This window comes from Streptomyces sp. NPDC028314, assembly GCF_055565795.1.
The window spans coordinates 70,746-94,025 of record NZ_JBVHTP010000002.1 but is presented as its reverse complement, the minus strand read 5'-3'; the positions used below and the strand labels follow the sequence as shown (position 1 = coordinate 94,025).

Here is a 23,280-nt window from a genome sequence, read left to right as displayed (position 1 = left end):
CGCCCGGCAGTGCGCCCGCTAGCTCCAGGTCGCGGTGACCTTCCGGGTGTCCACGTGCATGCCCAGCGGCACTCGCCAGGACTCGACGCAGACCGTGTAGGTCTGCGTCTTCGTCGTCCCGCCCGCGATCGGGGCGGGCAGGGGCTGGGTCGTCGTGAGGGTGGCCCAGTCGACGCCGAGGGCGCCGATGATGTGCGTCGCGAAGCTGACCGTGCCCGAACGGGCCGCCGTGGTCCCGGTGTTGGCGAAGGCGACCGTGACCTTCTCGCACCAGCGGTCCGTGGCCGCGGCCCGGGCCGGGGCGCTGAGCACCAGCTTCGCCGGGGTGGCCGGGGCCGGTGGCGGGGTCGGCGCCGGCGCCGGGGCGGTGGTGCCCGGCCCGGTGGGCGGGAGCCCGGGCGTGCCGGTGCTCCCGGGGGCCGTGGTGGTGTGCCCGGGTTCAGGCGGAGTGCCGGGGGCCGGTGCGGAGCCGCCGGGCGCGGTGGCCGTCGGTCCGCCCGGGGCTGGGCCGGCCGGGGTGGAGTCGGCCGGGGCCTGTGGGGCCGCCGCGCTGGGCGACGTACTCGTGGAGGCGGAGGACGGGCCCGTCACCGGCGGGGCGCCGAGCTGCTGGAACTCCACGCGGCCCTGCGGCGGTACGTTCTCCCCCGCGCCCCGCTCCGGGCCGGGGGCGGCCGCGCCCACGGCCACGTAGCCGCCGCGCGCCGGTCCGCCGCAGCCGGTGAGGACCGCGGCGGCGGCCGCGCAGCACAGGGCGAGGGCCGGCACCGTGCGGGTTCCCGTTCGCATCGCGCCAGTGTTCCTGACGCTCCGTCAATTGGGAACCCGGCGGCGCCGGATAATCCGCTACTCGCCGATGAGGCCCACGCGCAGCTGCGCGAGCGTGCGGGTCAGCAGCCGGGAGACGTGCATCTGGGAGATGCCGACCTCCTCGCCGATCTGCGACTGGGTCATGTTGGCGAAGAACCGCAGCATGATGATCTGCCGTTCGCGGGGCGGGAGTTTGGCCAGTAGAGGCTTGAGGGACTCGCGGTACTCGACACCTTCGAGCGCGGTGTCCTCGTATCCGAGCCGGTCCGCGAGCGAGCCCTCGCCGCCCTCGTCCTCCGGGGAGGGCGAGTCGAGCGAGGAGGCGGTGTAGGCGTTGCCGACGGCCAGGCCGTCGACTACGTCCTCCTCCGAGACGCCGAGCACGGCGGCCAGTTCCGGCACGGTCGGGGACCGGTCCAGCTTCTGGGCGAGCTCGTCGCTGGCCTTGGTGAGCGCCAGCCGGAGTTCCTGGAGGCGGCGCGGGACGCGCACGGACCAGGAGGTGTCCCGGAAGAAGCGTTTGATCTCGCCCACGACGGTCGGCATCGCGAAGGTCGGGAACTCGACCCCGCGTTCGCAGTCGAACCGGTCGATCGCCTTGATCAGGCCGATCGTGCCGACCTGGACGATGTCCTCCATCGGCTCGTTGCGGCTGCGGAACCGCGCCGCCGCGTAGCGCACCAGCGGAAGGTTCAGCTCGATCAGGGTGTCGCGTACGTACGCCCGTTCGGGGCTGTCCGCGTCCAGGGCGGCAAGTCGCTGGAAGAGGGAGCGGGAGAGGGTGCGGGTGTCGATGGCTTCCGAGCGGTTGGACACTGCCGGCACTTCACGCTTGACGAGCGTGAGCACCTGTGAGCTGCCCTGGTCTACGGACATGCCACCCCCTTGAGGTCGCGGACGGTCGCGTCTCTGCGCGCCCGTCGGAGGAACGCAGCCTCCACCTGAATACCGGAGGCGGGGCTGCGGCAAACGCGGTTCCAGCAGAATGTCACATGTCGGCAACACGCTGTAGCGCCATGTCGACATGTATCTCCAGCGACAGAGCGGAATGAGCCCGGTCTGTCGGGAAACGCGTCGGGCGATCTCCACCCGTTCCGGTTAAGCCTCGATCCTGTTTGCGGATCGCAGGCGGGCGAAGCTCCGGGCGAGCAGCCGGGACACGTGCATCTGGGATACGCCCAGCTCAGCGCTGATCTGCGACTGGGTCAGATTGTTGTAGTACCGCAGGAGGAGGATCCGCTGCTCGCGCTCGGGCAGTTGTACGAGGAGGTGGCGTACGAGGTCGCGGTGCTCGACGCCGGCCAGCTCGGGGTCCTCGTAGCCGAGGCGGTCCAGCAGTCCGGGCATGCCGTCGCCCTCCTGTGCGGCCTCGAGCGAGGTTGCGTGGTAGCTCCGGCCCGCCTCGATGCAGGACAGCACCTCGTCCTCGGAGATCCGCAGCCGTTCGGCGATCTCGGGGGTGGTGGGGGTGCGGCCGTGCAGGGTGGTGAGGTCCTCGGTGGCCGCGTTGACCTGTACCCACAGCTCGTGGAGGCGGCGCGGGACGTGGACGGTGCGGACGTTGTCGCGGAAGTACCGCTTGATCTCGCCCACGACGGTCGGCATCGCGAAGGTCGGGAACTGCACCCCGCGGTCCGGGTCGAAGCGGTCGATCGCGTTGATGAGCCCGATCGTGCCGACCTGGACCACGTCCTCCATCGGCTCGTTGCGGCTGCGGAAGCGGGCGGCCGCGTACCGGACGAGCGGAAGGTTGGCCTCGATGAGGGCCCCGCGCACCCGGTCGTGCTCGCGGGTGCCCGGCTCCAGCCCCTTCAGCTGCCCGAACAGCACCTGGGTGAGGGCCCGGGTGTCGGCGCCCCGGCTCGGCGGTCTCGGGGCGGCTGGAGGCTCTTGGGGAGGCTGCGCGGGATCCCCCGCGGGGGATCCCGCCGGAGATCCCGCCGGGGGCTCCGCACCGGGTTCCAACGGCGAGTCCTGCTGCGGGGGCACCTGGGCGTCCTGCTGGGTCTGGGCCGCGGCGTGCGGGCCCTGCGGGCCGGGGGCGTGCGGACCCGGGAGGCTCTGTGCGTGCTGGGGCTCCTGGGGGTCCTGCTGGGGTGGCACCTGAGGCGCAGTACTGGCCGGCACGGTCACGCCACCCCTTCAGTCAACTATCCGTCAAAAGCGGTCATAGCATCACAAGAGATGTGCACTGTGTGCAAGCACCGTATATCGCCGTGTTGAGGGCAAGTTGGGCATATGCGGGCATTCAGTTCGAACGGAGATAACGCAAAAGGCCCCCCACCCGTCGGAGTGGGGGGCCGGTAAGTCCGGAATCCGCTTCAGCGTACGGGCTCAGCGCACCAGTTCGGTCATGAACTCGCCGATACCGGAGGCGGCATCCGAGATTCCCTGGAAGCCTATTTGTACGAAATCTGCAGCTTTAACCGGCTGGGTGATGATCACGTAGAGCACGAAGACGACGAGCGCGCCCATGATGATCTTCTTGGTGTCCACGAGCGGTGTCGGCCTCCCCAACCGGTCCTGCTAAGTCGGGTGAGTCTAACCGGTCAACTTTGGACACTCACCTGCCCTTTAAGGACCAATGACCCGGCCGTCCGGGCCCTTTGCCGGACCGCACCGGGGTCCGGGAGGCGCAGGATTGAAGACGAGCCCACCGGTTCTGGCAGGAAATCGGTGGGCGAGGGACAGGACCTCACTGCGGGGTCCGAGCCGCGGGCTTCCCCCCTGACTGCGGCTCGGGCTGGCAGGTTCCGTCCTCGCCGGGGGAAGTGGCTTGTCCCCCCGATGCCACTTCCCCCGTCCCGACGTCGAAGGTCCCGACCCGTGGTCGGGGCCTTCTTCGCGTTCGATACCGTCCGGCCGGGCGTCGGGGCGTTGAAGCGTTCGAATCCGGTGACGGCTATCCGAGGCCGCCCGCCAGGTCCGTGATCGGCTGGACGGGCGCGATCACGGGCGCCAGCTGGTTCGGCAGCTCCATGAGCTGGTTGAGCTGGTTCGCCCCCTCGCTGAGCTTCGCGCCGATCTCCTGCACGGAAGCGGGCGTGGCCCCCTGCGGCATCCCCGGGGCCGCCGTCGGCAGGTCCGGGAGGGTGAGCGGGGCGATCGGCGCGGCGGAGGCGGCGGGTGCGGCGAGGCCCGCGGCGGCCCCCGCGAGGGCGAAGGCGGCGAGCATGCGCTGGGTCTTGGTCATGCCGTGACAACGGCCGAGAGGGCGGCCGGTCACGCGGGTGTCCCCCGGAGAGACGCCGACACCGCCCGGCGGACGAGGCGGTGCGCGAGGCGGCGGACGGGGCCGCGGACCAGGAGCTGAACCTGCCGGGGAACGCCGAGAGCCCCGACCCTTGCGGGGCGGGGCTCTCGATCAGAGCGGTAGCGGTGGGATTTGAACCCACGGATAGCTTGCACCATCACACGCTTTCGAGGCGTGCTCCTTCGGCCGCTCGGACACGCTACCGAGAGAGAGCTTAGCCCAAAGAACGCCGTGCTCTGAAATCCGTATCCGAGCGACCCGCGTCACAGGTCGCGGAAGAAGTCCGTCAGCTGCCGGGCGCACTCCTCCGCGAGCACCCCGCGGATCACCTCCGGCCGGTGGTTGAGCCTGCGGTCCCGTACGAGGTCCCAGAGCGACCCCGCCGCGCCCGCCTTCTCGTCCCCCGCGCCGTAGACGACCCGGGCCACGCGGGACTGCACGAGCGCGCCCGCGCACATCACGCACGGCTCCAGGGTCACCACCAGGGTGCACCCCGGGAGCCGCCATTCCCCGAGCTCGGCGGCGGCCCGGCGCAGCGCCAGTACCTCGGCGTGCGCCGTGGGGTCCCCGGTGGCCTCGCGCTCGTTGTACCCGGTCGCGAGGACCTCTCCCGCCGGGCCGAGCACCACGGCGCCGACCGGCACGTCGCCGGCCGGCACCGCTCGGGCGGCCTCCTGGAGCGCCAGGCGCATGGAGTCCCGCCAGGGGTCCCGTACGGGGTCGGGACCGGGGTGGTGCGTGTCGTGCTCGCCGATCACTAGCGGACGGCCTCCAGGACCTCGGTGGCGCCGAGGGAATCGGCGATCTCCGAGAGTGCGTCCCCGTCCAGGGTCATCAGTTGCTTGTGACTCACCCCGAGGTCGTCCAGCAGCCGGGGGTCGCCGAGCGGACCGGCCGGTACCGGATCCGCGCCGGTTCCGAGCTCGTCGTCCGCGTCGTCGTCCTCGTCCGTGAACGCGGCGATGCGGTCTTCCTCGCCGTCCTCGGTGCCGTCCAGGTCGAGTTCGTCGAGTTCGTCGTCCTCCTCGTCGCTGCCCAGCAGCTCTTTGGTCAGCATCGAGCCGTAGGAGCTGCGGTCGGCGGCGGAGGCGTTCGATACGAAGTACCGAGGGTCCTCCTCGCCGTCCACGCGGACGACGCCGAACCAGGCGTCCTCCTGCTCGATGAGGGCGACCACCGTGTCGTCGTCGACAGCGGCGGAACGGGCGAGATCGATCAGATCACTGAGGGACTCGACGTCGTCGAGTTCCATGTCGCTCGCTTCCCACCCGTCTTCGGTGCGCGCGAGCAGTGCGGCGAAATACACCGTGACTCTCCCACTGGTCATAGGCGTGCCGGTTGGAGGTCCCCCCGGCCGGAGGATGGGGGTGGAACGGTCGTGCTGCTCACCGTTTCGTCCCCCGCCCAATCGGCATCGTGGCAGAAACGGCGGCATTGCGAGAGGTCTTCGGCCGTGTCGCGTCGGGGCGCCGCCGCCGGGCGTCCGGGCCGGAGGGGCCCGTGCCGGGCGCGTCGCGGCCCCCCGGCACCCGTGCCCCGAGCGCCTGTGAACCCGCGCGGTGCCGGGCGCGGCGGGGGCGGTGCGGCGCGGGTCGCCCGGCGGCGCGGGTCACCAACGGAACGTGCGCATGCGCATCTGCTGGCGCATGCGGGCAGCGCGGGCGCGGCGGGGCTGGACGCGGTCGCGGAGCTCGCGGGCTTCGTTCAGGTCGCGCAGGAACTGGGCGCGCCGCGCTCTGCGCTGCGCCGCCGATTCGGGTTCTCCGCTCTCCGCGCTCGGTTCTGCTTCTGGCATGGGCACCACCCCGGCTGCTGGTCCGGTCGTCCTCGCCCCCCGCACCCACCTTCCCCGGCAGGGCCCGGTTGATGCCACCCCCGTGCCAGGTCTTCGCAGCTCAGGCGTCTTCCGTCAGCGTCGGGACCACCGCCACCGGGCCGTGCGCGTGGTGCAGCACCGCGTGCGCCACGGACCCGATCATCAGCGGCCCCACGCTGCGCCGGGGGTGGTGGCGGCCCACCACGACCAGCGCGGCCGACCGGGACGCGGCCACGAGCCGCCCCGCGGCCTCCCCGGGCAGGGCGGCCTGCTCCACCGGCACCCGGGGGAAGCGGACCCGCAAGGGTGCCAGGCGCTCCGTCTGGGACCGCAGCATCTCCCGCTCCGCCGGCACCCCGTCCCCGCCGTCGGCCAGACCCTCCGGCGGGATCACCGCGAAGGGGGTGTCGGCCTCGATCATCGTCGAGGGCGGGACGGCGTACGCGGAGACCACCTGGACGGTGGCCCCCCGCGCGGCGGCCTCCGCGAACGCGAAGGCCAGTACGTCGTCGGGGGTCTCCGAGGCGTGCAGCCCGACCACGACCCGGCCGGCCGAGGGCTCCGAGTCCGCCACCACCGAGCGCCCCGCGTGCGGAACCACCACCACCGGGCAGGTCGCGGTGGAGGCCACGGCCCGGCTGCTGGACCCGAGCAGCAGGGCGGCGAAACCGCCGCGCCCCCGGGACCCCATCACCAGCATCAGGGGCTCCGACTCGCCGGCGACGGCCCGCAGCGCCTCGGGTACGGAGCCCTCCAGGGCCTCGTAGCGGACCTCGTCGGGCAGCTCGGGGGCGGCGGCGAGGATGCGCTCGACGCGCCCGCTCACCGGGTCGGCGTACTCATCCGGTTCGGAGGGGTCGTGCAGGGCGGAGCGGCGCCCCGCGTACAACTGGGCACTGTCCGGCAGCACATGGGCGACCATGAGCCCGGCGCCGCGCAGGAGCGCCGCGGTCCGGGCCCACTCCAGTGCCCTGAGGCTGTGCTCGGATCCGTCGACGGCCGCGATCACCAGTGCGTTGCTCACCAGTCAAGGGTGCTGGGCGGCCGGGCGGGGCGCATCTCCGGGCCCGTGCGCCCCGGGTCGCCGCTTCGGACGCGGAGCGGTCCTCCCACCGCGTAGCCTTTTGGGTGTGGGTCGCACATCGCGGCCGTTTTCGCAGGTCGCAGGTCGAAACCCGGCAGCTGGCGGCAGCTGAGTCTTGGAGGATGCAGTGCGTTTGCAGGTCGTCGATCACCCCTTGGTCGCGCACAAGCTCACCACCCTGCGCGACAAGCGCACCGACTCCCCCACCTTCCGTCGGCTGGCCGACGAGCTGGTGACCCTCCTCGCGTACGAGGCCACGCGCGACGTGCGTACCGAGCAGGCCGACATCGTCACCCCGGTCGGCCCGACCACCGGTGTGAAGCTGTCGTACCCGCGCCCGCTGGTCGTGCCGATCCTGCGCGCCGGTCTCGGCATGCTCGACGGCATGATGCGGCTGCTGCCGACCGCCGAGGTGGGCTTCATGGGCATGGTCCGCAACGAGGAGACCCTGGAGGCCTCCACGTACGCGACGCGCATGCCGGAGGACCTCTCGGGCCGCCAGGTGTACGTGGTCGACCCGATGCTGGCCACCGGCGGCACGCTGGTCGCGGCGATCCAGGAGCTCATCAAGCGCGGCGCCGACGACGTCACCGCCGTGGTGCTGCTGGCCGCGCCCGAGGGCGTCGAGGTCATGGAGCGAGACCTCGCGGGCACGCCGGTGACGGTGGTGACGGCCGCAGTGGACGAGCGGCTCAACGAGCACGGCTACATCGTGCCGGGCCTGGGCGACGCGGGCGACCGCATGTACGGCTCGGCCGAGTAGCCGAGCCCGACGATCAGCACCCCCTCAGGGCCGGCCTTGAGGGCCTTGAGGGGCTCGGGGGGCCTTGAGGGGCCTGGGTGGGGTCAGGCCCGGGGGTCAGGCCCGGGGGGTCAGCATTTCTTGACGGGCGCGGGCTCGGGGTTGGCCAGTGCGGCCAGCGCCTTGTCCGCGTCCTGCTTCGTGCTGAGCTCCTTGAAGGCGTCACCGAGGATCAGGTCGATGTCCGCGCCGTCGCGGGCGTCGTTCTGCAGGGTGGTCCCGGGCAGCTGGGCGCCGAGCACGGAGTACGCGGCCTTGTCGGTGGTGGGCGAGCCCAGCAGTATCCCCGTGCCGGGGACCTTCTTGTCGAAGTCGGCGGGGGCGTTGCCGACCTGGCCGACGGCGAAGCCGCGTTTCTTCAGCTCGTCGCCGACGAGCTTGGCGAGGCCCGCCCGGGGCGTCGCGTTGTAGACGTTGACCGTGATCTGGTCCGGCTGGGGGAGCACGACCGCGGGTTTGGGCGAGGCCGCCGCCGCCGGGCCCGCCTTGCCGGGCGCCCCGGTGGGACAGTCCTTGGCCGCCGCGGCCGTCTTCTTGCCGCTGTCGCCTCGGAACACGTCGATGAGCTGCAATGCCCCGAATCCGAGCAGGGCCAGTGCGAGGACGGATCCGAGCAGGGCGAGCACGATCCGGCGGCGTCGCCGGGGACGGCTCATGCGGGGGAAGGCAGCTCCCGTTACGCGGTACTTTCCGCCCATGCCGGGGGGAGTGAGCATGCTCATGGGCGCAGCGTAGTGCCGTACCGGAACGATGCCTACTAAATGATCTGTTGATCGGGTAAGGCAGACCCGAAAGGCGCAATCAGTCCATCTCGAGGACGCGTGCGTGCAGCACCTGGCGCTGCTGGAGGGCCGCGCGCACGGCGCGGTGCAGCCCGTCCTCCAGGTACAGGTCGCCCTGCCACTTCACGACGTGCGCGAAGAGGTCTCCGTAGAAGGTGGAGTCCTCGGCGAGCAGCGTTTCGAGGTCGAGCTGTCCCTTGGTGGTCACGAGCTGGTCGAGCCGGACCGGGCGCGGGGCGACGTCCGCCCACTGCCGGGTGGTTTCCCTGCCGTGGTCGGGGTACGGCCGCCCGCTTCCGATGCGCTTGAAGATCACACGGAAAGCCTACCGGGCCGGTGCCTGCGGGCGCAGCCTCGCGGCGTTGGTGCAAAAGTGTCACTCGGGGCTATTTCGGGAGTGATGCATGAGCGAGAGCACCGACCCCGCGTCCCCGGCAGGCCGGATCGCCGCCGGGTACGCCTTCACCGGACCCGCGCTCGACCTGGGGGCGCTGCTCTGGGACGGGCAGTGCCGGCCGGACCTCCAGATCCGTGTCCCGCTCTCGATGCTGAACCGGCACGGCCTGGTCGCGGGCGCCACGGGCACCGGCAAGACCAAGACCCTCCAGCTCATCGCCGAGCAGCTGTCGGCGAACGGCGTGCCGGTCTTCCTCGCCGACATCAAGGGCGACGTCTCCGGTATCTCGGCGCCGGGCACGGCCAACGCGAAGGTCGAGGAGCGGGCCCGGGACGTGGCCCAGGACTGGTCGGGCACCGGATTCCCCAGCGAGTTCTACTCGCTGGGCGGGATCGGCCCCGGCATTCCGCTCCGGGCGACGGTGACGAGTTTCGGCCCCGTGCTGATGTCGAAGGTGCTCCAGCTCAACCAGACCCAGGAGCAGTCCCTGGGGCTGATCTTCCACTACGCCGATTCCAAGGGCCTGGAGCTGATCGACCTCAAGGACCTGCGGGCGGTGGTCGCCTTCCTCGTCTCCGACAAGGGAAAGGCGGAGCTCAAAGGCATCGGAGGACTTTCCACGGTGACCGCCGGGGTGATTCTCCGGGCACTCACCGCATTCGAACAGCAGGGTGCCGCGGAGTTCTTCGGAGAACCGGAATTCGACACCGGCGAATTCCTCCGGACGGCCGCGGACGGGCGCGGTCTTGTCTCCGTACTGGAACTCCCCGCGGTGCAGGACAAACCCCAGCTCTTCTCCACCTTCCTGATGTGGCTGCTCGCCGATCTCTACACGGACCTGCCGGAAGTCGGGGACCTGGACCGGCCGAAACTCGTCTTCTTCTTCGACGAGGCGCACCTGCTCTTCAACGGCGCCTCGAAGGCCTTCCTGGAGTCCATCACCCAGACCGTGCGGCTCATCCGGTCGAAGGGGATCGGCGTCTTCTTCGTGACCCAGACCCCGAAGGACGTACCGGCCGACGTGCTGGCCCAGCTCGGCAACCGGGTGCAGCACGCGCTGCGCGCCTTCACCCCGGACGACGCGAAGGCGCTGAAGGCGACCGTGAAGACCTTCCCGAACTCCGAGTACGACCTGGAGGAGCTCCTCACCCAACTGGGCACCGGCGAGGCCGTCATCACCGTCCTCAGCGAGAACGGCGCCCCCACCCCGGTCGCGGCGACCCGGCTGCGCGCCCCGCAGTCCCTGATGGGCCCCATCGACGCGGCAGCCCTGGACCGGGCCGTGAAGGGCTCCCTGCTCTACTCCCGCTACGCCGAGCCGGTCGACCGCGAGTCCGCGTACGAGAAGATCAGCGCCGAACAGGCGGCCGCCGAGGCCGAGGCGGAGGCGGCGGCCGCCGCGGCGGCGGCCGAGAAGCAGGCCAAGGAGGCCGCGAAGACGGCCCGCAGCGCGCCCAAGCCGGACCCCTCGCTGGCCGAACAGGTCGTGGGCAGCGGAATCTTCCGCTCGCTGGCCCGCTCCATCGGCACCCAGCTGGGCCGCGAGATCTCCCGGTCGATCTTCGGCACGGCCCGCCGGCGCAGGTAGCCGGGGGCTCCGCCGAGGACCGGGTCGAGGACCGGGTCGAGGACCGGGTCGAGGACCAGGTCGAGGGGAAATCAAGCGAACCGGTTGCCGCGGACGAGGCCGACGCTGACAGACTCGGGGTATGCGGACCGAACTCACCGACACCACGTCCAGCAAGATCGACCGGGCTCTGCTCGAAGCCCGCCGGGCCGTCGGCACCCCAGCCCTGGGGCTGGTGCTGACGCTCGTCGTGGTCACCGACGAGGAGAACGCGTACGACGCCGTACGCGCGGCCTCCGAGGCCTCCCGCGAGCATCCCTGCCGCATCATCGCGGTGATCAAGCGGACCGCGCGCGGCCCGCGCAAGCTGCGCCAGACCCGGCTGGACGCCGAGCTCAGGGTCGGCTCCGACGCCGGGTCCGGCGAGATCGTCCTGCTCCGGCTGTACGGCGAGCTCACCGAGCACGCCGGTCCGGTGGTCCTGCCGCTGCTGGTGCCGGACGCGCCGGTGGTGACCTGGTGGCCGGCCGAGGCCCCCGCCGACCCGGCCCGGGACCCGCTGGGCGCCCTGGCGCAGCGGCGGATCACCGACGCCCAGGCGGCGGCGGACCCGGTCGGGGTGCTGGACGCGCGCGCGGCCTCGTACGCCCCCGGCGACACCGACCTGGCATGGACCCGGCTGACGCCGTGGCGCTCGCTGCTGGCCGCCGCCCTGGACCAGAAGCCGCTGCCGCTGACGGGAGCGGCGGTCGAGAGCGAGGCCGACAACGCGAGCGCCGAGCTGCTGGCGCGCTGGCTGGAGGGCCGGCTCCGGGTGCCCGTGGAGCGGGTGACCACCGACGGGCCCGTCATCACCCGGGTCCGCCTGGAGACCACCGGCGGCGAGATCCGGCTGGACCGGCCCGAAGGGGTGCTGGCCACCCTGGTCCTGCCGGGGTGGCCCGACCGCAAGGTCGCCCTCAAGGTCCGCAGCCTCGCCGAACTGTTGGCGGAGGAGCTGCGGCGCCTCGACGCCGACGAGGTCTACGCCTCGGCGCTGCGCGGGCGGCCGGCCCAGGCCTCGCTCTCCGCGTAGTGGTTGTCGTACACCGGCTGGCTGTCGATGATGTCCTGCACGGTGGCCTCGCCCGCGCGCACCCGGCCGAGCAGGCGGTAGTAGTCGAAGCGCGCCATGCCGGGGGTGAAGCCGACGAACACCTCGGCGGTCCGGCCGGCCGCCGGGGCGAAGGCGTGCTTCACACCGGGCGGGACGCTGATGAAGTCACCCTTGGTGAGGGTGTGGATCTCGTCGCCGACCAGTACGTCGAGCTCCCCGTCGGTGACGTGGAAGAACTCGGTCGCCTTGGTGTGGAAGTGCACCGGGGCCCCGGCCGCTCCCACTTCGAAGCTCGCGGTGTTGCAGGTGAGTTCGGCGGTGTCGGTGAGGAGCGTGATGACGCTGCCGGGGCCATCCGTGATGGTCTCGGCGGTCGCGGCGCGGGTGAGGTTCTCGGTCATGCGGCTGATCCTAGGAGCGCGGGTCCCGCCGTTCCCGGCCGGGGCCCACGGTCCGTCAACTCGGCATCTGCTAGGCCTTCGTGGCCTTCCGCGTACCCGTCGCGCCGGTGGTCTTCGGCGCCTTCGCGGCGGCTTTCGCGGCGGCCTTGTGCTCCTGCTTGTACGCCCGCACCTTCGCCAGGGACTCCGGCCCCGTGATGTCGGCCGCCGAGCGGTAGACGTCGGGCAGGCCGTACCCGCCGGCCGCCTCCCGCCAGCCCTCGGGGCGGACGCCGAACCGCTTCCCCAGCAGGGCCAGGAAGATCTGGGCCTTCTGCTCCCCGAAGCCGGGCAGCTCCTTGAGGCGCGTGAGCAGCTCGGCGCCGGTTTCCGCATCCCGCCAGACCGCCTCGGCGTCCCCGCCGTAGTGCTCCACCAGGTACGCGCACAGCTGCTGGATCCGCTTCGCCATGGCCGCCGGGTAGCGGTGCACGGCGGGCTTCTCGCTGAGCAGTCCCGCGAAGGCCTCCGGCCCGTACGCGGCGATCGCGTGCGCGTCGAGGTCGTCCGCGCCGAGCCGCCGGGCGATCGTGTACGGCCCCGAGAACGCCCATTCCATCGGTACCTGCTGGTCGAGCAGCATCCCGACCAGCGCGGCGAGCGGGCTCCGGCCGAGCAGGGCGTCGGCCTCGGGCTGCTGGGCCAGCCGGATGGTGATCTCCTTGTCCATGACTCCAGCCTCCCCCGTGCTCGCCTTCCGCGCGCGGGCGGCACTCCGGCGGCCTAGCGTGTGACCGAGACGGGTCACGTCGTACACGACACAGGAGTCGATCGATCATGGCTGAGTTCCCGGATGGCGCCCCTTGCTGGGTGGACGCGATGTTCACCGATGTGGAGGGCGCGAAGACTTTCTACGCGGACGTGCTGGGCTGGACCTTCGGTGAGTCGAGCAGTGAGTACGGCAACTACACGCAGGCCTACTCGGACGGCAAGGCGGTCGCGGCCGTCGTCCCGCCGATGCCGGGCGGCGACGCCCCCTCGCAGTGGTGTCTGTACCTCGCCTCGTCGGACGCGGCCGCGACGGCCGAGAAGATCAAGTCGGCGGGCGGGGAACTGATGATGGAGCCGATGCAGGTCGGCTCCTTCGGCACGATGCTGATCGCGAAGGAGCCGAGCGGCGCGGTCTTCGGCGTCTGGCAGCCGGGAGACCACAAGGGCTTCGAGAAGCTGGGGGAGACGGGCGCGTACGCCTGGGCGGAGATCTTCTCGCGGGACGTGGGCAAGGTGGACGGCTTCCTGCCCAAGGTCTTCCCGTACGGGACGCAGAAGATGGACATGGGCGACAGCCCCGAGAGCGCAGGGATGGACTACAAGGTCTACAGCGCGGGCGGCCCGGAGAACCCGGTGATGGGCCGGATGAACATGGGCGAGGAGTTCCCGCCCGAGATCCCCTCGTACGTCCAGGTGTACTTCGCGGTCCCGGACTGCGACGAGGCGGTGGCCAAGACCAAGAAGCACGGCGGGAAGCTGCACTTCGGGCCGATGGACAGCCCGTTCGGGCGGTTCGCCGCGGTGGCGGACCCGCAGGGGGCGGCCTTCGCGGTGATCGACCTGTCGACGACGGTCGGGGAGATGCCGAAGTTCGAGTAGTCCCGGGCGCGCGGCGGGGCCCGGGGAGCGGTCCCGCCGTGCGGCTACGGAAGGGCGCTGGTCACTCCGTCGACGATCATCATCCACATGGGCTGGGCGCCCGTGCCGAAGGCCGCGGCCAGGGCGTACCCCACGGAGGCGTCGACGGGACGGATCTCGGCGCCCTCCCGCCACTCCGCGATGACCAGCGCGTCGCCGTCGCAGGAGAAGTCCCCCAGGTGCGTGCCGTCGCGGGTCAGCCGGCTGCTGGGGACGGAGTCCGGGACCAGGCGGTAGCGGGCGCCGGCGTACTCGACGTCGACCCGGTAGGAGTTCCTGGTCAGACGGCCTTCCGCCGGGGTGAGCGCGGCCTCCTGGCCGTCGATCGTCAGCGTGAGCCGGGCCGGGTCGCGGGTGCCTATGGCGATCTGCGGATCGGCCTCGGCTCCGGGGTCGCGCACCAGGGTCACCGGGGGGACGGCCTCGCCTTCGACCTCCAGGCGGTCCTGGCCGTCGAAGCGGACGGCGATCTTGCCGAAGCGGGTGTCCTCGAGGGGGCGGGCTGCGTCGTGCATGGCGGGGTCCTTCGCTGCGTTCTGCGGTCTGCGATGTGCGTTACGCAGTCACAACTGGCCGCCCGGCAGAAGTGGTTCCCGGATGCCCCGGCAAGCCGTCGGGAGGACAATTGAAGGCGAACGGAGGGCGACGATCATGCTGGGTAACAGCAGGGCATTCAGTGGCTTCTCGGTGGACAGCATCGAGGCGGCGAGGGACTTCTACGGCCGGACGCTCGGACTGCGGGTCTCCGGGGACCAGGGCATGTTGTTCCTGGATCTCGCCGGGGACAACAAGGTGTTGGTGTACCCCAAGGATAACCACCAGGCGGCGACTTTCACCGTCCTGAACTTCCCGGTGGACGACCTCGACCAGGCCGTCGACGGGCTCGTGGAGCGCGGCGTGACCTTCGAGCGGTACGAGGGCTTCGGCCAGGACGACAAGGGCATCGCCCGCGGCGAGGGCCCCGGGATCGCCTGGTTCAAGGACCCGGCGGGCAACGTCCTCTCGGTGATCCAGAAGGACTGGGTCGTCTCAGGCGGCGCGGGCTGAGCAGCCCTTGCAGAGGCAATCGGTTCGGGCCGTACCCATGTACGTCGCCCCGTCGCTCAGAGCGCGTAGCCGAGGGCGAAGGCGGCGGCGACGGGGGCCAGGTAGATGACCGGGAAGGGGATGTGGGCGTACGAGCGGGCCTTGATCACGGTGACGACGGCGCCGAGGTAGTACAGGACCAGTCCAATCCCGGCGGCGATGCCGATGACGGGGACGAACAGGCCCACGATCAGGCCGATCGCGCCCAGGGCCTTGGCGGCGCCGAGCGGGGTCCACCAGGCCTTCGGGACGCGGTACTCCTCCATGGCCTCCACGACCCACTTGGCCCGCGAGAGCAGCGAGTACCCCGAGAAGCCCGACATGGCGGCGGCGACGACGGCGACGACGGTGGCGGCGGTGTTCATCAGAAGAGCTCCTCATCAAGCGCTGCCCGCCCCTTGCGGCGGGTTCACTGACATGACCCGCCGCATCCCACCCGTGTGACAGAAGCCGGGAAAAAACTTTTCCGGGCCCTCCGGCGCGGCTAGCGCAGGCGCCGGGCCCGGGCCCGCCGCAGGAGGATGCCGACGGCCGCGCCGGCGAGGGCGGTGAACGCGACGCCCGCGGTGGTCCACCAGACGGCGCTGTCGCTCTTCCCGGCCGCCTGCTCCCGGTCCGGGGTCCGGGGCGTGGACGCGGCAGGGGCGGACGGACCCGCCGCCGACGGGCCGGCGGAGGTGGCCGGGGTGGCCGGGTTGGCCGGGTTGGCCGGGGCGGGAGAGGCCGGCGGGACGGGCGAGGCGGACGGGGCGCTCGACGGGGCCGGGTCCGTCACCGGGACCGCGATCTCGCGCTCGCCGTGGCCCAGGCTCGGGAAGCCCACGTCGACGCTGACCTTCCAGGCACCCGGGGGCAGCACCTCGGCCGTGGACCAGCCGGCACGCGTGCCCGGGTCGCGGACCAGCCGCCAGGGGCCCAGGGTGCGGGACCCGTCGGGGTTGGCCGCGTTCACCGTCGCGGCGACGGCCTCCTCGATGGGGTCCCCGTCGTTCTCCCAGGTGATCTCGGTGGTGACGTGCCCGTCCTTCTGCCCGGTGACCACCACCTTCACGGTGTCGCCGTGGGCGTGCGCGGCGGCGGGCACGAGCACGGCGGCCGCCTGGGAGAGGAGCAGGGACAGGAAGAGGAGAGCGGGTCTGGTGCGGCGCATGGCGGTGCTCCTGGTGCGCTGGGAGGAGATGAGGGACCGGCGGACGGCCCCGCGTGGGGTGGGGCCGTCCGCCGGGGGATTCACTGGGGCCGGTCAGCCCGGCAGGGGTGGTGCGGGCCTGGTCAGGCGGCCTTCTGGACCGTCCACGCCTGCGCCGCGCGGCCGTCCGCGCGCTGGAGGTCGAGCAGCCAGTTCCCGTAGTAGGGCCGGTTGCTCAGGGTCAGGGCGTAGCCGCCGCCCGGGTCGGTCAGGGTCGCCTGGCTGCCGCGGACGGTCAGCCGCCACTGCTGGGCGCCGGAGTTCCCGCAGGGCTGCTGCGCGACCCACATGCCGGGGGCCGGCGCGCCGCCGGGCTGGAGGCACTTGCCGGAGACGGCGGACCGGATCCGGACGAGGCCGCCGCCCGCGTCGTCGAAGTACCACTGCTGCTGGGCGTAGCCGTTGGTCCGCGCCCCGACGAGCACGGTCCCGTCGGCGGTGCGGCCGCCCCACAGTTCGGCGTTCATGCCGGTGCTGCCGTTGCCGAGCAGGTAGCGGGTGTTCGGGGTGGTGGCCCCGCCGCCCGTGCTCGTCGTACGGAAGGACGTGGTCTGGCCGGCGCCGCTGTCACGGCCGGCGCCGTCGCGCACCGAGACCGCGACCTTGTACTCGGTGCCGGGGCGGAGGTTGTAGATCCGCAGCGTCTGGGACTGGACCCAGGTGAGGTGCTTGCCGTTGAGCAGGACCTGGTACCAGGCGGCGCCTTCGACCTTGGGCCAGCTCACCACGACGGAGTCGGGCTGGATCTGCCCGGCCGTGACCGTCGGTCCGCCCGTCGGCTTCTTGGTCGGGGTGGGCTTCGGGGACGGCGTGGGCGTCGGCTTGGGGTTCGGGCCGGGGCCGGGGTCGGTACCGCCGCCGCCGTTCGCGCGCATCAGGAACTGGTTGTCCGCGATGTTCCAGTGCGTGGCGAGGTAGCTGCCCGCCTTGGGGCTGGTGTGGAAGTAGTCGTCGTGGTTGCAGTCCAGGATGTTCTCGGACGCCTTGTTGGTGCAGATGTTGCGCATCTGCGGGTAGTACGGGGTGTCCGAGTAGCACATGACGTCCCACTCGTCCGTGCAGTGCGCGCCGCGGCTGGTGTTGGGGGCGCTGTTGTTCACCGCGCCGAGGTTGTGGCCCAGTTCGTGCGCGGCGGTGTGGCCGCCCCAGCAGCCGGAGTCCGTACGGCCGTACGAGGGGCCGAAGTTGCTCAGGTTGTTCTGGCCGGGCCGCTCGTCGCCGTTGAAGGTGCCGATGCCGCAGTAGACCTGGGTGTCCGCGAAGATCATGTACTTGCGGTCGCGGCGGTCGAGGCCCTTGCCGGCGAGCGCGTTGTTGCTCGCGCTGAACTCGCCGAGCGCGGCGGCCGGGAGCTCGATGTTGAGCACGGTCGGCGTGCAGTCGGCGGCCGTGACGTAGCGGATGTGCCGGATGCCGCCGGTCTCCTGGGCGCTCGCGGAGTAGATGAGGTCCGCGTCGGCGGCCCACTTGCGGAACGAGGCCACGTATTCGGAGTACCGGTCGCGGTCGGGGCCGTGTACGTAGACCACCTGGACGCGGTTTCCGGTGCTGCCGTCACCGTCGCACTGGACGGTCTGCCCGGCGGGCCCGGCAGCGACGGCCTGGCTGCCGGCGGACGGCGCGGGCGCGGGAGCGGCGGCGGCCGCGGAGTTCGCGGTCTGCGCGTCGGCGGCGGGCGCGTCCTGAGGACGCCCGCCACCCTCGGCGGGGGCCGGGTCGTCGGCGGCCGGGCGGGCCGGATCGGCCGCGGGGGCCGTGGCCTTGACGGCGGGGGCGACGTCCTTCTTGATGTCGACGCCCGTGGGGGGTGCGTCGGGTCCGTGCGTGCAGTGTCCGGCGCCCGTGCGGTAGACGCCGACGCAGCGGTCGCCCTGCGGGGCGGCTTCGAGGCCGTTGTAGACCATGCCGCGGCCGTCCTCGTTGGACGGGGTGCCCTTGATGGCGGCGGGTTCGGCGTCCCTGGCCGGTGCGGCGGCCGGTGCGGGTGTCTCCGCGCCGAGGGCTTCGGCCTGTGCGGGTGTGGTCGCCTGGGCGTCGTCGCCGAGGCCGGAGTAGGCGATGCCTCCCGCGATCACCGCCGCCGTGGCCATGGCGGCGGTGAAGAGTATGAACCGCCGCGGCTTGCGCCGGTGTTCACGCCTTCTATGTCTAGTCATGCGCACCTCAAGTCCAGATGTGGGGAGTGGGTGCGCGGAAGCCTGCCAGAAGGCCGAGATGGAGAATTCGGACAAACGGGAATTGGGCCCGAGAAATCAGACCGTTACCTTCTGGTTTGATTTGATGAACTGTCAACTCGCTTTGAAAGCGCGGGAGTTACGCGCGTAGGGGTGGAAAGGTCCAGGCCTTTTTGGATGCGTCGTTATCAAATCGAGATAAGAACTGGAAGGCTGTTGACGACAATTCAGTCAGGGATTCATCTAATTATCACCTGCTGAATTCCTCCCGTCACGAACCGTGAGTGATCGTCGGCAGCGCGCCGGTCGGGTGGTTCGGAGCCGCGACCGCGATGCGTCGAACGCGCGCCGGGGGGAAGGCGCCTACGGTCGGATGCGTGCGGTTCCGCCCGCTCCGCGCGACGTGTCTACGTAAGAGGTCGAACCACCCATGAGCCTGAGCATCCGCAACCAGATCGCCGGCACCGTCACCGCAGTCACCTCCGGCGAGGCGATGACGACGGTCAAGCTCCGGCTGGAGGGCGGCCAGGACATCACGGCCGCCATCACCACCGACGCCGTCAAGGACCTCGGCATCGCTGCGGGTTCCGCAGTGAAGGCCCTGGTCAAGGCCACCGAGGTCGCCCTGGCCACCGGATCCGTCGACGGGATCTCGATCCGCAACCAGATCGCCGGCACCGTCACCGGCATCGCCACCGGCGGCGCCATGGCCTCCGTCAAGGTCGACGTCGACGGCGGGCACCTGACCGCCGCCGTCACCAAGGACGCCGTCGAGGCGCTCGGCCTGTCCGCCGGCTCCTCCGTGGTCGCGCTGATCAAGTCCACCGAGATCAGCCTGGCGAACGCCTGACCTCTGACCGGAGCTTCGCCCGGGTCCAGGACCCCGCTCAGAGACCCAGGCTCGGCGGCGAGAGCGCGCCGAACCACACGTGCGTCACCGCGCTGACGTAGCGCGCCCCGCACCGGTCCGAGGGGACCACCAGCTGACTGCCCGTCTCGTCGAGCTCCTCCCCGTCGAGGCGGGTCGCCAGCAGCACCGGGCTGGCGCCGAAGTCGGCGTCCAGCTCGGCCCAGGACAGCACGCTATGGTGTCCGTCCCCGCCGCTCACCGCGATCAGGAAGCGCGAGCGGTCCTTGCGCCGCCGGGCGTCGAAGGCGGGCCCCGCGTCCGCGACGACGTCGCGCAGCAAGGCGCCTTCGAAAACGTGGTGCTGCGGACCGTTCGTCGCACAGTCGAAGGTGACCGCGGCCCGGTGCTGTGCCCAGTCCCGCAGGTCCGCGACGCTCAGGGTCGCCGGGTGGTCCAGGTCTCCGTGCAGCATGAGTTTGGCCATGCGTACGTCATGCCCGGGGCCATCCATTCCGGAACCTCATCTGCAAGGTTGAGTGCTTGGTGCGAGCCGCATGTGTGCCGTCATTGGCCGGTTCCACCTGGCAGATTCCGCGATCGCTTCTGCGCGATCTTCTGCCAGACGATGTCGCGTGTCACCGGCATCTCCGTGAACCGGACCCCGGTCGCGTCCCGCAGCGCGTTGGCGAAGGCCGGGGCCACCGGGTTGAAGGGGCTCTCACTCATCGACTTGGCGCCGAGCGGGCCGATCGCGTCCGAGGTCTCCATGAAGTGGACCTCGGTGCGCGGGACATCCGCGTACTGCGGCAGCCGGTAGCGGCGGAAGGCCGCCGTGGTGACCTCCCCGCGCTCGTCCACCCGTACGGTCTCGAAGAGGGTGGCGCCCAGGGCCTGGGCCACGCCGCCCTCGACCTGGCCGCGGCACTGCATCGGGTTCATCACCTTGCCCGCGTCGGCCGCGTGCACGCTCCGCAGGATCTTCATCTCGCCGGTGTCGGGGTCGACCGCGAGCCGGAACCACTGGGCGTTGAAGGCCACCGAGCGCGGGCTGCCGCCCCAGTGCCCGTCCGCCGCCAGCTCCTCCAGCCTGCCCTTGTCGTACGCGGCCTCGTGCAGCTCCTTCAGGGTGACGGTCCGGCCGGCGCAGTCGAAGGCCTCGGCCCCCGGCTTGCACAGGTGCCGGGCGACGCCGGTGTGCCGGGCCGCGAAGGTCTGCAGGCGCTCGGCCAGTGAGTTCGCCGCCAGCATGACCGCCTTGCCCGCCACCACCGTGCCGGCCGAGCCGAACGCGCCGGTGTCGTGGCGGACGACGTCGGTGTCCGACTGGCGGACCGCGATCCGGTCGACCGTGGTGTTCAGCGCCCCGGCGGTGATCTGCTTGTGGACGGTGGTGGTGCCGTTGCCGAACTCCGCCGTGCCCACCGCGATGTCGTACGTGCCGTCGCGCAGCAGGCTGACCCGCGCGTCGGCGAAGTGGCCGCCCGGGGGGCCGGTCGCGATCATCGCGACGGCCGAGCCCGTTCCGGTGAGCCAGCCCTCCGGCACGTCCTCGTGGCTGCGGTCCTCGGCGATGGCCTTGCGGACGACGTCCATGCACTGCTTCATCCCGTACGAGGCGATGAAGAGGTCCTCCTCGTGGCCGATCGGGGTCACCATGTGGTCGCCGGCGCCGATGACGTTCTTCTCGCGCAGGACGAGCGGGTCCATGCCGAGCTTGATGGCGAGCTCGTCCATCACCGATTCGAGGGCGAAGAGGACCTGGCCCAGGCCGTAGCCGCGGAAGGCACCGGCCGGTACGCCGTTGGTGTAGACGGAGTACGCCTCCACCTCTTTGTTCGGCGCCTTGTAGACGGCGAAGGACTCGCCGACGCTGTGGAACATGACCGCCGGGCCGTGATTGCCGTAGGCGCCGGTGTTGGCGAGCACGCGGATGCGCAGCGCGGTCAGGGTGCCGTCGGCCTTGGCGCCGATCTTGATGGTGATCTTGAAGGGGTGGCGGGTGGTGGCGCCGTAGAACTGCTCGGCCCGGGTGAATTCGAGTTTCACCGGGCGCCGCAGCTTCAGGGCGGCGAGGACCACGATGTCCTCGGTCAGCATCTCCTGCTTGCCACCGAACCCGCCGCCCACGCGGCCCGCGACGACGCGGACCTCGTCCTCACCGAGGTCGTAGAGGGCGCACAGCGCCCGCCGGGTCAGGAACGGCGCCTGGGTGGAGGAGCGGACGGTGATGCGCTCGCCGTCGCCCTCCTCCTTGGGCTCGAAGTACGCGACGCTGCCGTGGGTCTCCAGGCTGGCGTGCTGCACGCGCTGGGTCTGAAAGGTCTCCTCGTAGACGACGTCCGCCTCCGCGTAGCCCTTCTCCATGTCGCCGAGCGTGTTGTGGACCTCGCCGCACACGTTGTTCTCGGCGCGGAAGATCCCCGACTCGGGTCCCTTGGGGTGGATGACGGGCGCGCCCGGCAGCATCGCCTCCTCCGGGTCGATCACGTACGGCAGTTCCTCGTACGTGACGACCACGCGGCGGCAGCCCTCCTCGGCCGCCTGCTCGCTGTCGGCGACGACGGCCGCCACGCGCTGGCCGACGAAGCGGACCACGTCGTCCAGGACGCGGGTGTCCATCGGGTCCTCGGTCGGGTGCTCGTGCCGGGCCGAGGAGTACAGCCGGTCGGGGGCGTCGTGGTGGGTGAGGACCGCGTGCACGCCCGGGACCTGGAGGGCGTCGGTGGTGTCGATGGAGACGATGCGGGCGTGCGGGTGCGGGGAGCGCAGCAGCTTCATGTGCAGCAGGCCGGGCACCTCGACGTCGAAGGTGTAGCGGGCGGTCCCGGTGACCACCTGCGGCCCGGCCGGGGCGCCCAGGGACTTGCCGACGGCCTGGCCGGCCTCGGGGCGCTCGGTGTGCTTGACCCCGCGCACGGCGTCCTCGATGGCGCGGTAGCCCGTGCAGCGGCAGATATTGCCCTTGAAGGCGCGCGGGAGGTCGTCGAGCTTGCCGTCGTCGTGGGCGGTGCCCCGCTCGGCCTGGAGGGCGGAGGTGGTCATCAGGAAGCCGGCCGTGCAGAAGCCGCACTGGAAGCCCTGCGCGTCGAGGAACTGCTGCTGGGCCGGGTGCAGCTCGCCGCCCTCCTTGGCGAGCCCCTCGACGGTGGTGACGGAGCGGCCCTCGGCGCGGACGGCCGGGTAGAGGCAGCTGTGCACGGGCTGCCCGTCCACGTGCACGGTGCAGGCGCCGCAGTCGCCCTGGTCGCACCCCTTCTTCACGCCGAACCAGCCGCGCTCGCGCAGATACGTGCGCAGGCACTGGCCGGCGCGGGGCTCCTGCGTGAACTCCCGCTTGTTGACCTCGATCCGGTAGCCCTCGGTGGTCTCGGCGCCGCTGCGCGCGTTCTCGGTGCTCATCGTGATCCCTCCTGCGGGTCGGCGGCCGGGCGCCGCGGGTCCGGCCGGGCGGCCGGGTCGTCCCCCAGCTCGCGGCGGATCTCCTCGGCGAGCCGCAGGGCCATGTGGCGCCGCCAGTCGGGCAGGCCGTGGATGTCGTCGAACCACTCGTCGGGCCGGACGGCGCCGTCGATCGCCTCCCGCAGCTCGGCGGCCGTGGGCGGCTGGGAGAACCAGAAGCGGAACGGGCGGGTGGTGGCCGCGGTGACCGTGACGGTCAGGGAGCCGTCCTGGGGGTCGGCCGCCCCGATCACGAGGGCGCCGGAACGCCCGAGCCCGTAGAGGGAGGCCTGCCGGAAGGCCGTACGCGAATCCAGGGCGCGGGCCGGGATGCGGACGGAACGCAGCAGTTCGCCGTCGCGGAGGTCCTTGACCCCCGCTCCGCGGATGAAGTCGGCGACGGGCATCCGGCGGGTGGCGCCGTCCTGGCCCAGCAGCCGGACCTCGCCGTCGAGGGCGGCGGTCAGGGAGATGACCGGGCCGGCCGGGAGGCCGTTGCAGAGGTTCCCGCCGACGGTGGCCATGTTCCAGATCTTGAAGCTGGCCAGGAAGGCCCGGCAGCACTGCTCGATCAGCGGGGAGGCGTTCGCGGGCAGGGACCGGCCGAAGCGGGACAGCTCGGTGATGGTGCAGGTCGCGGCGATCTCCAGGGAGCCGTCGGACTGCCAGGACAGCGGCGCCCAGCCCATCCGGGAGAGGTCGATCAGACGGCGGATGTGCGGCTGCGGCTCGGAGAAGAGGTACGTGCCGCCGCCGAGCCATGCGTCACCGGGCCGCCAGGGTTCCCTGCGGCGTGCGTCGCGCACGTCGAGCACCGTGTTGAGATCCACTTCGCGCCACCGGCCTCTCCCAGGGGTTTTCAGTCAG

Annotated in this window: 26 protein-coding genes and 1 tRNA gene; 6 read left to right on the top strand and 21 right to left on the bottom strand. The window is 71.7% G+C overall.

Features of this window, described 5'->3' with window-relative positions; genetic code table 11:
- Window positions 1–18: 18 nt before the first annotated feature.
- The 10 genes from ACZ4TG_RS04565 to ACZ4TG_RS04520 all read right to left on the bottom strand — a co-directional run bounded on the left by ACZ4TG_RS04565 (window position 19) and on the right by ACZ4TG_RS04520 (window position 6,903).
- Window positions 19–789 (bottom strand): hypothetical protein, encoded by a 771-nt coding sequence (locus ACZ4TG_RS04565; protein WP_468159856.1) that lies wholly within the window; start codon window positions 787–789, stop codon window positions 19–21.
- Window positions 790–846: 57 nt separating this feature from the next.
- A complete protein-coding gene (locus ACZ4TG_RS04560; RefSeq protein WP_468159855.1) occupies window positions 847–1,686 on the bottom strand; it encodes an RNA polymerase sigma factor SigF in 840 nt (279 codons plus the stop codon).
- A 222-nt stretch (window positions 1,687–1,908) separates the two neighbouring features.
- On the bottom strand, window positions 1,909–2,775 hold the full coding sequence (locus ACZ4TG_RS04555; RefSeq protein WP_468160421.1) for an RNA polymerase sigma factor SigF: 867 nt from the start codon (window positions 2,773–2,775) through the stop codon (window positions 1,909–1,911).
- Between the two features lie 369 nt (window positions 2,776–3,144).
- A complete protein-coding gene (locus tag ACZ4TG_RS04550) occupies window positions 3,145–3,306 on the bottom strand; it encodes a hypothetical protein (RefSeq protein WP_468160462.1) in 162 nt (53 codons plus the stop codon).
- Between the two features lie 406 nt (window positions 3,307–3,712).
- Window positions 3,713–4,003, bottom strand: a complete 291-nt coding sequence (locus ACZ4TG_RS04545) for a hypothetical protein (protein WP_468159854.1) — start codon at window positions 4,001–4,003, stop codon at window positions 3,713–3,715.
- A 177-nt stretch (window positions 4,004–4,180) separates the two neighbouring features.
- Window positions 4,181–4,267: transfer RNA gene (locus tag ACZ4TG_RS04540), tRNA-Ser, on the bottom strand.
- A 59-nt stretch (window positions 4,268–4,326) separates the two neighbouring features.
- Entirely contained in the window at window positions 4,327–4,755 is a 429-nt protein-coding gene (gene tadA, locus ACZ4TG_RS04535; RefSeq protein ID WP_468160419.1) for a tRNA adenosine(34) deaminase TadA, read from the bottom strand.
- A 65-nt stretch (window positions 4,756–4,820) separates the two neighbouring features.
- Window positions 4,821–5,369, bottom strand: a complete 549-nt coding sequence (locus ACZ4TG_RS04530) for a tRNA adenosine deaminase-associated protein (protein WP_468159853.1) — start codon at window positions 5,367–5,369, stop codon at window positions 4,821–4,823.
- A gap of 303 nt (window positions 5,370–5,672) precedes the next feature.
- Window positions 5,673–5,858, bottom strand: a complete 186-nt coding sequence (locus ACZ4TG_RS04525) for a hypothetical protein (protein ID WP_468159852.1) — start codon at window positions 5,856–5,858, stop codon at window positions 5,673–5,675.
- A 100-nt stretch (window positions 5,859–5,958) separates the two neighbouring features.
- On the bottom strand, window positions 5,959–6,903 hold the full coding sequence (locus ACZ4TG_RS04520; RefSeq protein WP_468159851.1) for a universal stress protein: 945 nt from the start codon (window positions 6,901–6,903) through the stop codon (window positions 5,959–5,961).
- 187 nt (window positions 6,904–7,090) lie between these two features.
- On the opposite strand from ACZ4TG_RS04520, the gene upp reads away from it, so the two are divergent.
- The gene (upp, locus tag ACZ4TG_RS04515) at window positions 7,091–7,726 is read left to right on the top strand and encodes a uracil phosphoribosyltransferase (RefSeq protein ID WP_403739308.1); all 636 of its coding nucleotides are present in this window, start codon (window positions 7,091–7,093) and stop codon (window positions 7,724–7,726) included.
- A 110-nt stretch (window positions 7,727–7,836) separates the two neighbouring features.
- On the opposite strand, the gene ACZ4TG_RS04510 is transcribed toward upp, so the two are convergent.
- The gene (locus ACZ4TG_RS04510; RefSeq protein WP_468160417.1) at window positions 7,837–8,463 is read right to left on the bottom strand and encodes a LytR C-terminal domain-containing protein; all 627 of its coding nucleotides are present in this window, start codon (window positions 8,461–8,463) and stop codon (window positions 7,837–7,839) included.
- Window positions 8,464–8,566: 103 nt separating this feature from the next.
- Complete coding sequence (locus tag ACZ4TG_RS04505; RefSeq protein ID WP_008740979.1) at window positions 8,567–8,863, bottom strand: type II toxin-antitoxin system VapB family antitoxin; 297 nt, start codon at window positions 8,861–8,863, stop codon at window positions 8,567–8,569.
- An 88-nt stretch (window positions 8,864–8,951) separates the two neighbouring features.
- On the opposite strand from ACZ4TG_RS04505, the gene ACZ4TG_RS04500 reads away from it, so the two are divergent.
- Together ACZ4TG_RS04500 and opcA are read left to right on the top strand one after the other, a co-directional pair.
- A complete protein-coding gene (locus ACZ4TG_RS04500; RefSeq protein ID WP_468159850.1) occupies window positions 8,952–10,532 on the top strand; it encodes a helicase HerA-like domain-containing protein in 1,581 nt (526 codons plus the stop codon).
- A gap of 121 nt (window positions 10,533–10,653) precedes the next feature.
- Entirely contained in the window at window positions 10,654–11,586 is a 933-nt protein-coding gene (opcA, locus tag ACZ4TG_RS04495; RefSeq protein ID WP_468159849.1) for a glucose-6-phosphate dehydrogenase assembly protein OpcA, read from the top strand.
- Here opcA and ACZ4TG_RS04490 read toward each other — a convergent pair.
- Together ACZ4TG_RS04490 and ACZ4TG_RS04485 are read right to left on the bottom strand one after the other, a co-directional pair.
- Window positions 11,535–12,008, bottom strand: a complete 474-nt coding sequence (locus ACZ4TG_RS04490; protein WP_468159848.1) for a cupin domain-containing protein — start codon at window positions 12,006–12,008, stop codon at window positions 11,535–11,537. The two genes, opcA and ACZ4TG_RS04490, sit on opposite strands and share 52 nt — an antisense overlap.
- Before the next feature lie 70 nt (window positions 12,009–12,078).
- Window positions 12,079–12,717 (bottom strand): HhH-GPD-type base excision DNA repair protein, encoded by a 639-nt coding sequence (locus ACZ4TG_RS04485; RefSeq protein WP_468159847.1) that lies wholly within the window; start codon window positions 12,715–12,717, stop codon window positions 12,079–12,081.
- Between the two features lie 107 nt (window positions 12,718–12,824).
- Here ACZ4TG_RS04485 and ACZ4TG_RS04480 point away from each other — a divergent pair, with 107 nt between their 5' ends.
- Window positions 12,825–13,637: a VOC family protein gene (locus ACZ4TG_RS04480; protein WP_468159846.1), complete on the top strand. Its 813-nt coding sequence runs from the start codon at window positions 12,825–12,827 to the stop codon at window positions 13,635–13,637.
- Between the two features lie 44 nt (window positions 13,638–13,681).
- Here ACZ4TG_RS04480 and ACZ4TG_RS04475 read toward each other — a convergent pair whose 3' ends face one another.
- A complete protein-coding gene (locus ACZ4TG_RS04475) occupies window positions 13,682–14,191 on the bottom strand; it encodes a hypothetical protein (RefSeq protein ID WP_468159845.1) in 510 nt (169 codons plus the stop codon).
- Between the two features lie 136 nt (window positions 14,192–14,327).
- On the opposite strand from ACZ4TG_RS04475, the gene ACZ4TG_RS04470 reads away from it, so the two are divergent.
- The gene (locus ACZ4TG_RS04470) at window positions 14,328–14,723 is read left to right on the top strand and encodes a VOC family protein (RefSeq protein ID WP_468159844.1); all 396 of its coding nucleotides are present in this window, start codon (window positions 14,328–14,330) and stop codon (window positions 14,721–14,723) included.
- Between the two features lie 56 nt (window positions 14,724–14,779).
- Here ACZ4TG_RS04470 and ACZ4TG_RS04465 read toward each other — a convergent pair whose 3' ends face one another.
- From ACZ4TG_RS04465 to ACZ4TG_RS04455, 3 genes are all read right to left on the bottom strand, one after another.
- Window positions 14,780–15,127, bottom strand: coding sequence for a DoxX family protein (locus tag ACZ4TG_RS04465; RefSeq protein ID WP_468159843.1), 348 nt, complete (start codon window positions 15,125–15,127; stop codon window positions 14,780–14,782).
- 119 nt (window positions 15,128–15,246) lie between these two features.
- A complete protein-coding gene (locus ACZ4TG_RS04460; protein ID WP_468159842.1) occupies window positions 15,247–15,912 on the bottom strand; it encodes a hypothetical protein in 666 nt (221 codons plus the stop codon).
- 122 nt (window positions 15,913–16,034) lie between these two features.
- Complete coding sequence (locus ACZ4TG_RS04455; protein WP_468159841.1) at window positions 16,035–18,041, bottom strand: RICIN domain-containing protein; 2,007 nt, start codon at window positions 18,039–18,041, stop codon at window positions 16,035–16,037.
- 514 nt (window positions 18,042–18,555) lie between these two features.
- Here ACZ4TG_RS04455 and ACZ4TG_RS04450 point away from each other — a divergent pair.
- Window positions 18,556–18,975, top strand: a complete 420-nt coding sequence (locus ACZ4TG_RS04450; protein WP_468159840.1) for a TOBE domain-containing protein — start codon at window positions 18,556–18,558, stop codon at window positions 18,973–18,975.
- Window positions 18,976–19,012: 37 nt separating this feature from the next.
- On the opposite strand, the gene ACZ4TG_RS04445 is transcribed toward ACZ4TG_RS04450, so the two are convergent.
- From ACZ4TG_RS04445 to ACZ4TG_RS04435, 3 genes are all read right to left on the bottom strand, one after another.
- Window positions 19,013–19,459 carry a molybdopterin-dependent oxidoreductase gene (locus tag ACZ4TG_RS04445; protein WP_468159839.1) on the bottom strand — a complete coding sequence of 149 codons (447 nt, stop codon included), beginning with the start codon at window positions 19,457–19,459 and terminating at the stop codon, window positions 19,013–19,015.
- Between the two features lie 80 nt (window positions 19,460–19,539).
- Window positions 19,540–22,374, bottom strand: a complete 2,835-nt coding sequence (locus ACZ4TG_RS04440) for a molybdopterin-dependent oxidoreductase (RefSeq protein ID WP_468159838.1) — start codon at window positions 22,372–22,374, stop codon at window positions 19,540–19,542.
- Window positions 22,371–23,243, bottom strand: coding sequence for an FAD binding domain-containing protein (locus tag ACZ4TG_RS04435; protein WP_468159837.1), 873 nt, complete (start codon window positions 23,241–23,243; stop codon window positions 22,371–22,373). The genes ACZ4TG_RS04440 and ACZ4TG_RS04435 overlap by 4 nt, the downstream gene beginning before the upstream one ends.
- Window positions 23,244–23,280: the final 37 nt, after the last annotated feature.

Excerpts from the sequence above, each read along its gene's own strand:
- ACZ4TG_RS04565 (WP_468159856.1), bottom strand. The coding sequence starts at position 789 with ATGCGAACGGGAACCCGCACGGTGCCGGCCCTCGCCCTGTGCTGCGCG.
- ACZ4TG_RS04560 (WP_468159855.1), bottom strand. The coding sequence starts at position 1,686 with ATGTCCGTAGACCAGGGCAGCTCACAGGTGCTCACGCTCGTCAAGCGT.
- ACZ4TG_RS04545 (WP_468159854.1), bottom strand. The coding sequence starts at position 4,003 with ATGACCAAGACCCAGCGCATGCTCGCCGCCTTCGCCCTCGCGGGGGCC.
- tadA (WP_468160419.1), bottom strand. The coding sequence starts at position 4,755 with ATGCGCCTGGCGCTCCAGGAGGCCGCCCGAGCGGTGCCGGCCGGCGAC.
- ACZ4TG_RS04525 (WP_468159852.1), bottom strand. The coding sequence starts at position 5,858 with ATGCCAGAAGCAGAACCGAGCGCGGAGAGCGGAGAACCCGAATCGGCG.
- ACZ4TG_RS04510 (WP_468160417.1), bottom strand. The coding sequence starts at position 8,463 with ATGGGCGGAAAGTACCGCGTAACGGGAGCTGCCTTCCCCCGCATGAGC.
- ACZ4TG_RS04500 (WP_468159850.1), top strand. The coding sequence starts at position 8,952 with ATGAGCGAGAGCACCGACCCCGCGTCCCCGGCAGGCCGGATCGCCGCC.
- opcA (WP_468159849.1), top strand. The coding sequence starts at position 10,654 with ATGCGGACCGAACTCACCGACACCACGTCCAGCAAGATCGACCGGGCT.
- ACZ4TG_RS04490 (WP_468159848.1), bottom strand. The coding sequence starts at position 12,008 with ATGACCGAGAACCTCACCCGCGCCGCGACCGCCGAGACCATCACGGAT.
- ACZ4TG_RS04485 (WP_468159847.1), bottom strand. The coding sequence starts at position 12,717 with ATGGACAAGGAGATCACCATCCGGCTGGCCCAGCAGCCCGAGGCCGAC.
- ACZ4TG_RS04480 (WP_468159846.1), top strand. The coding sequence starts at position 12,825 with ATGGCTGAGTTCCCGGATGGCGCCCCTTGCTGGGTGGACGCGATGTTC.
- ACZ4TG_RS04475 (WP_468159845.1), bottom strand. The coding sequence starts at position 14,191 with ATGCACGACGCAGCCCGCCCCCTCGAGGACACCCGCTTCGGCAAGATC.
- ACZ4TG_RS04470 (WP_468159844.1), top strand. The coding sequence starts at position 14,328 with ATGCTGGGTAACAGCAGGGCATTCAGTGGCTTCTCGGTGGACAGCATC.
- ACZ4TG_RS04465 (WP_468159843.1), bottom strand. The coding sequence starts at position 15,127 with ATGAACACCGCCGCCACCGTCGTCGCCGTCGTCGCCGCCGCCATGTCG.
- ACZ4TG_RS04460 (WP_468159842.1), bottom strand. The coding sequence starts at position 15,912 with ATGCGCCGCACCAGACCCGCTCTCCTCTTCCTGTCCCTGCTCCTCTCC.
- ACZ4TG_RS04455 (WP_468159841.1), bottom strand. The coding sequence starts at position 18,041 with ATGGCCACGGCGGCGGTGATCGCGGGAGGCATCGCCTACTCCGGCCTC.
- ACZ4TG_RS04450 (WP_468159840.1), top strand. The coding sequence starts at position 18,556 with ATGAGCCTGAGCATCCGCAACCAGATCGCCGGCACCGTCACCGCAGTC.
- ACZ4TG_RS04445 (WP_468159839.1), bottom strand. The coding sequence starts at position 19,459 with ATGGCCAAACTCATGCTGCACGGAGACCTGGACCACCCGGCGACCCTG.
- ACZ4TG_RS04440 (WP_468159838.1), bottom strand. The coding sequence starts at position 22,374 with ATGAGCACCGAGAACGCGCGCAGCGGCGCCGAGACCACCGAGGGCTAC.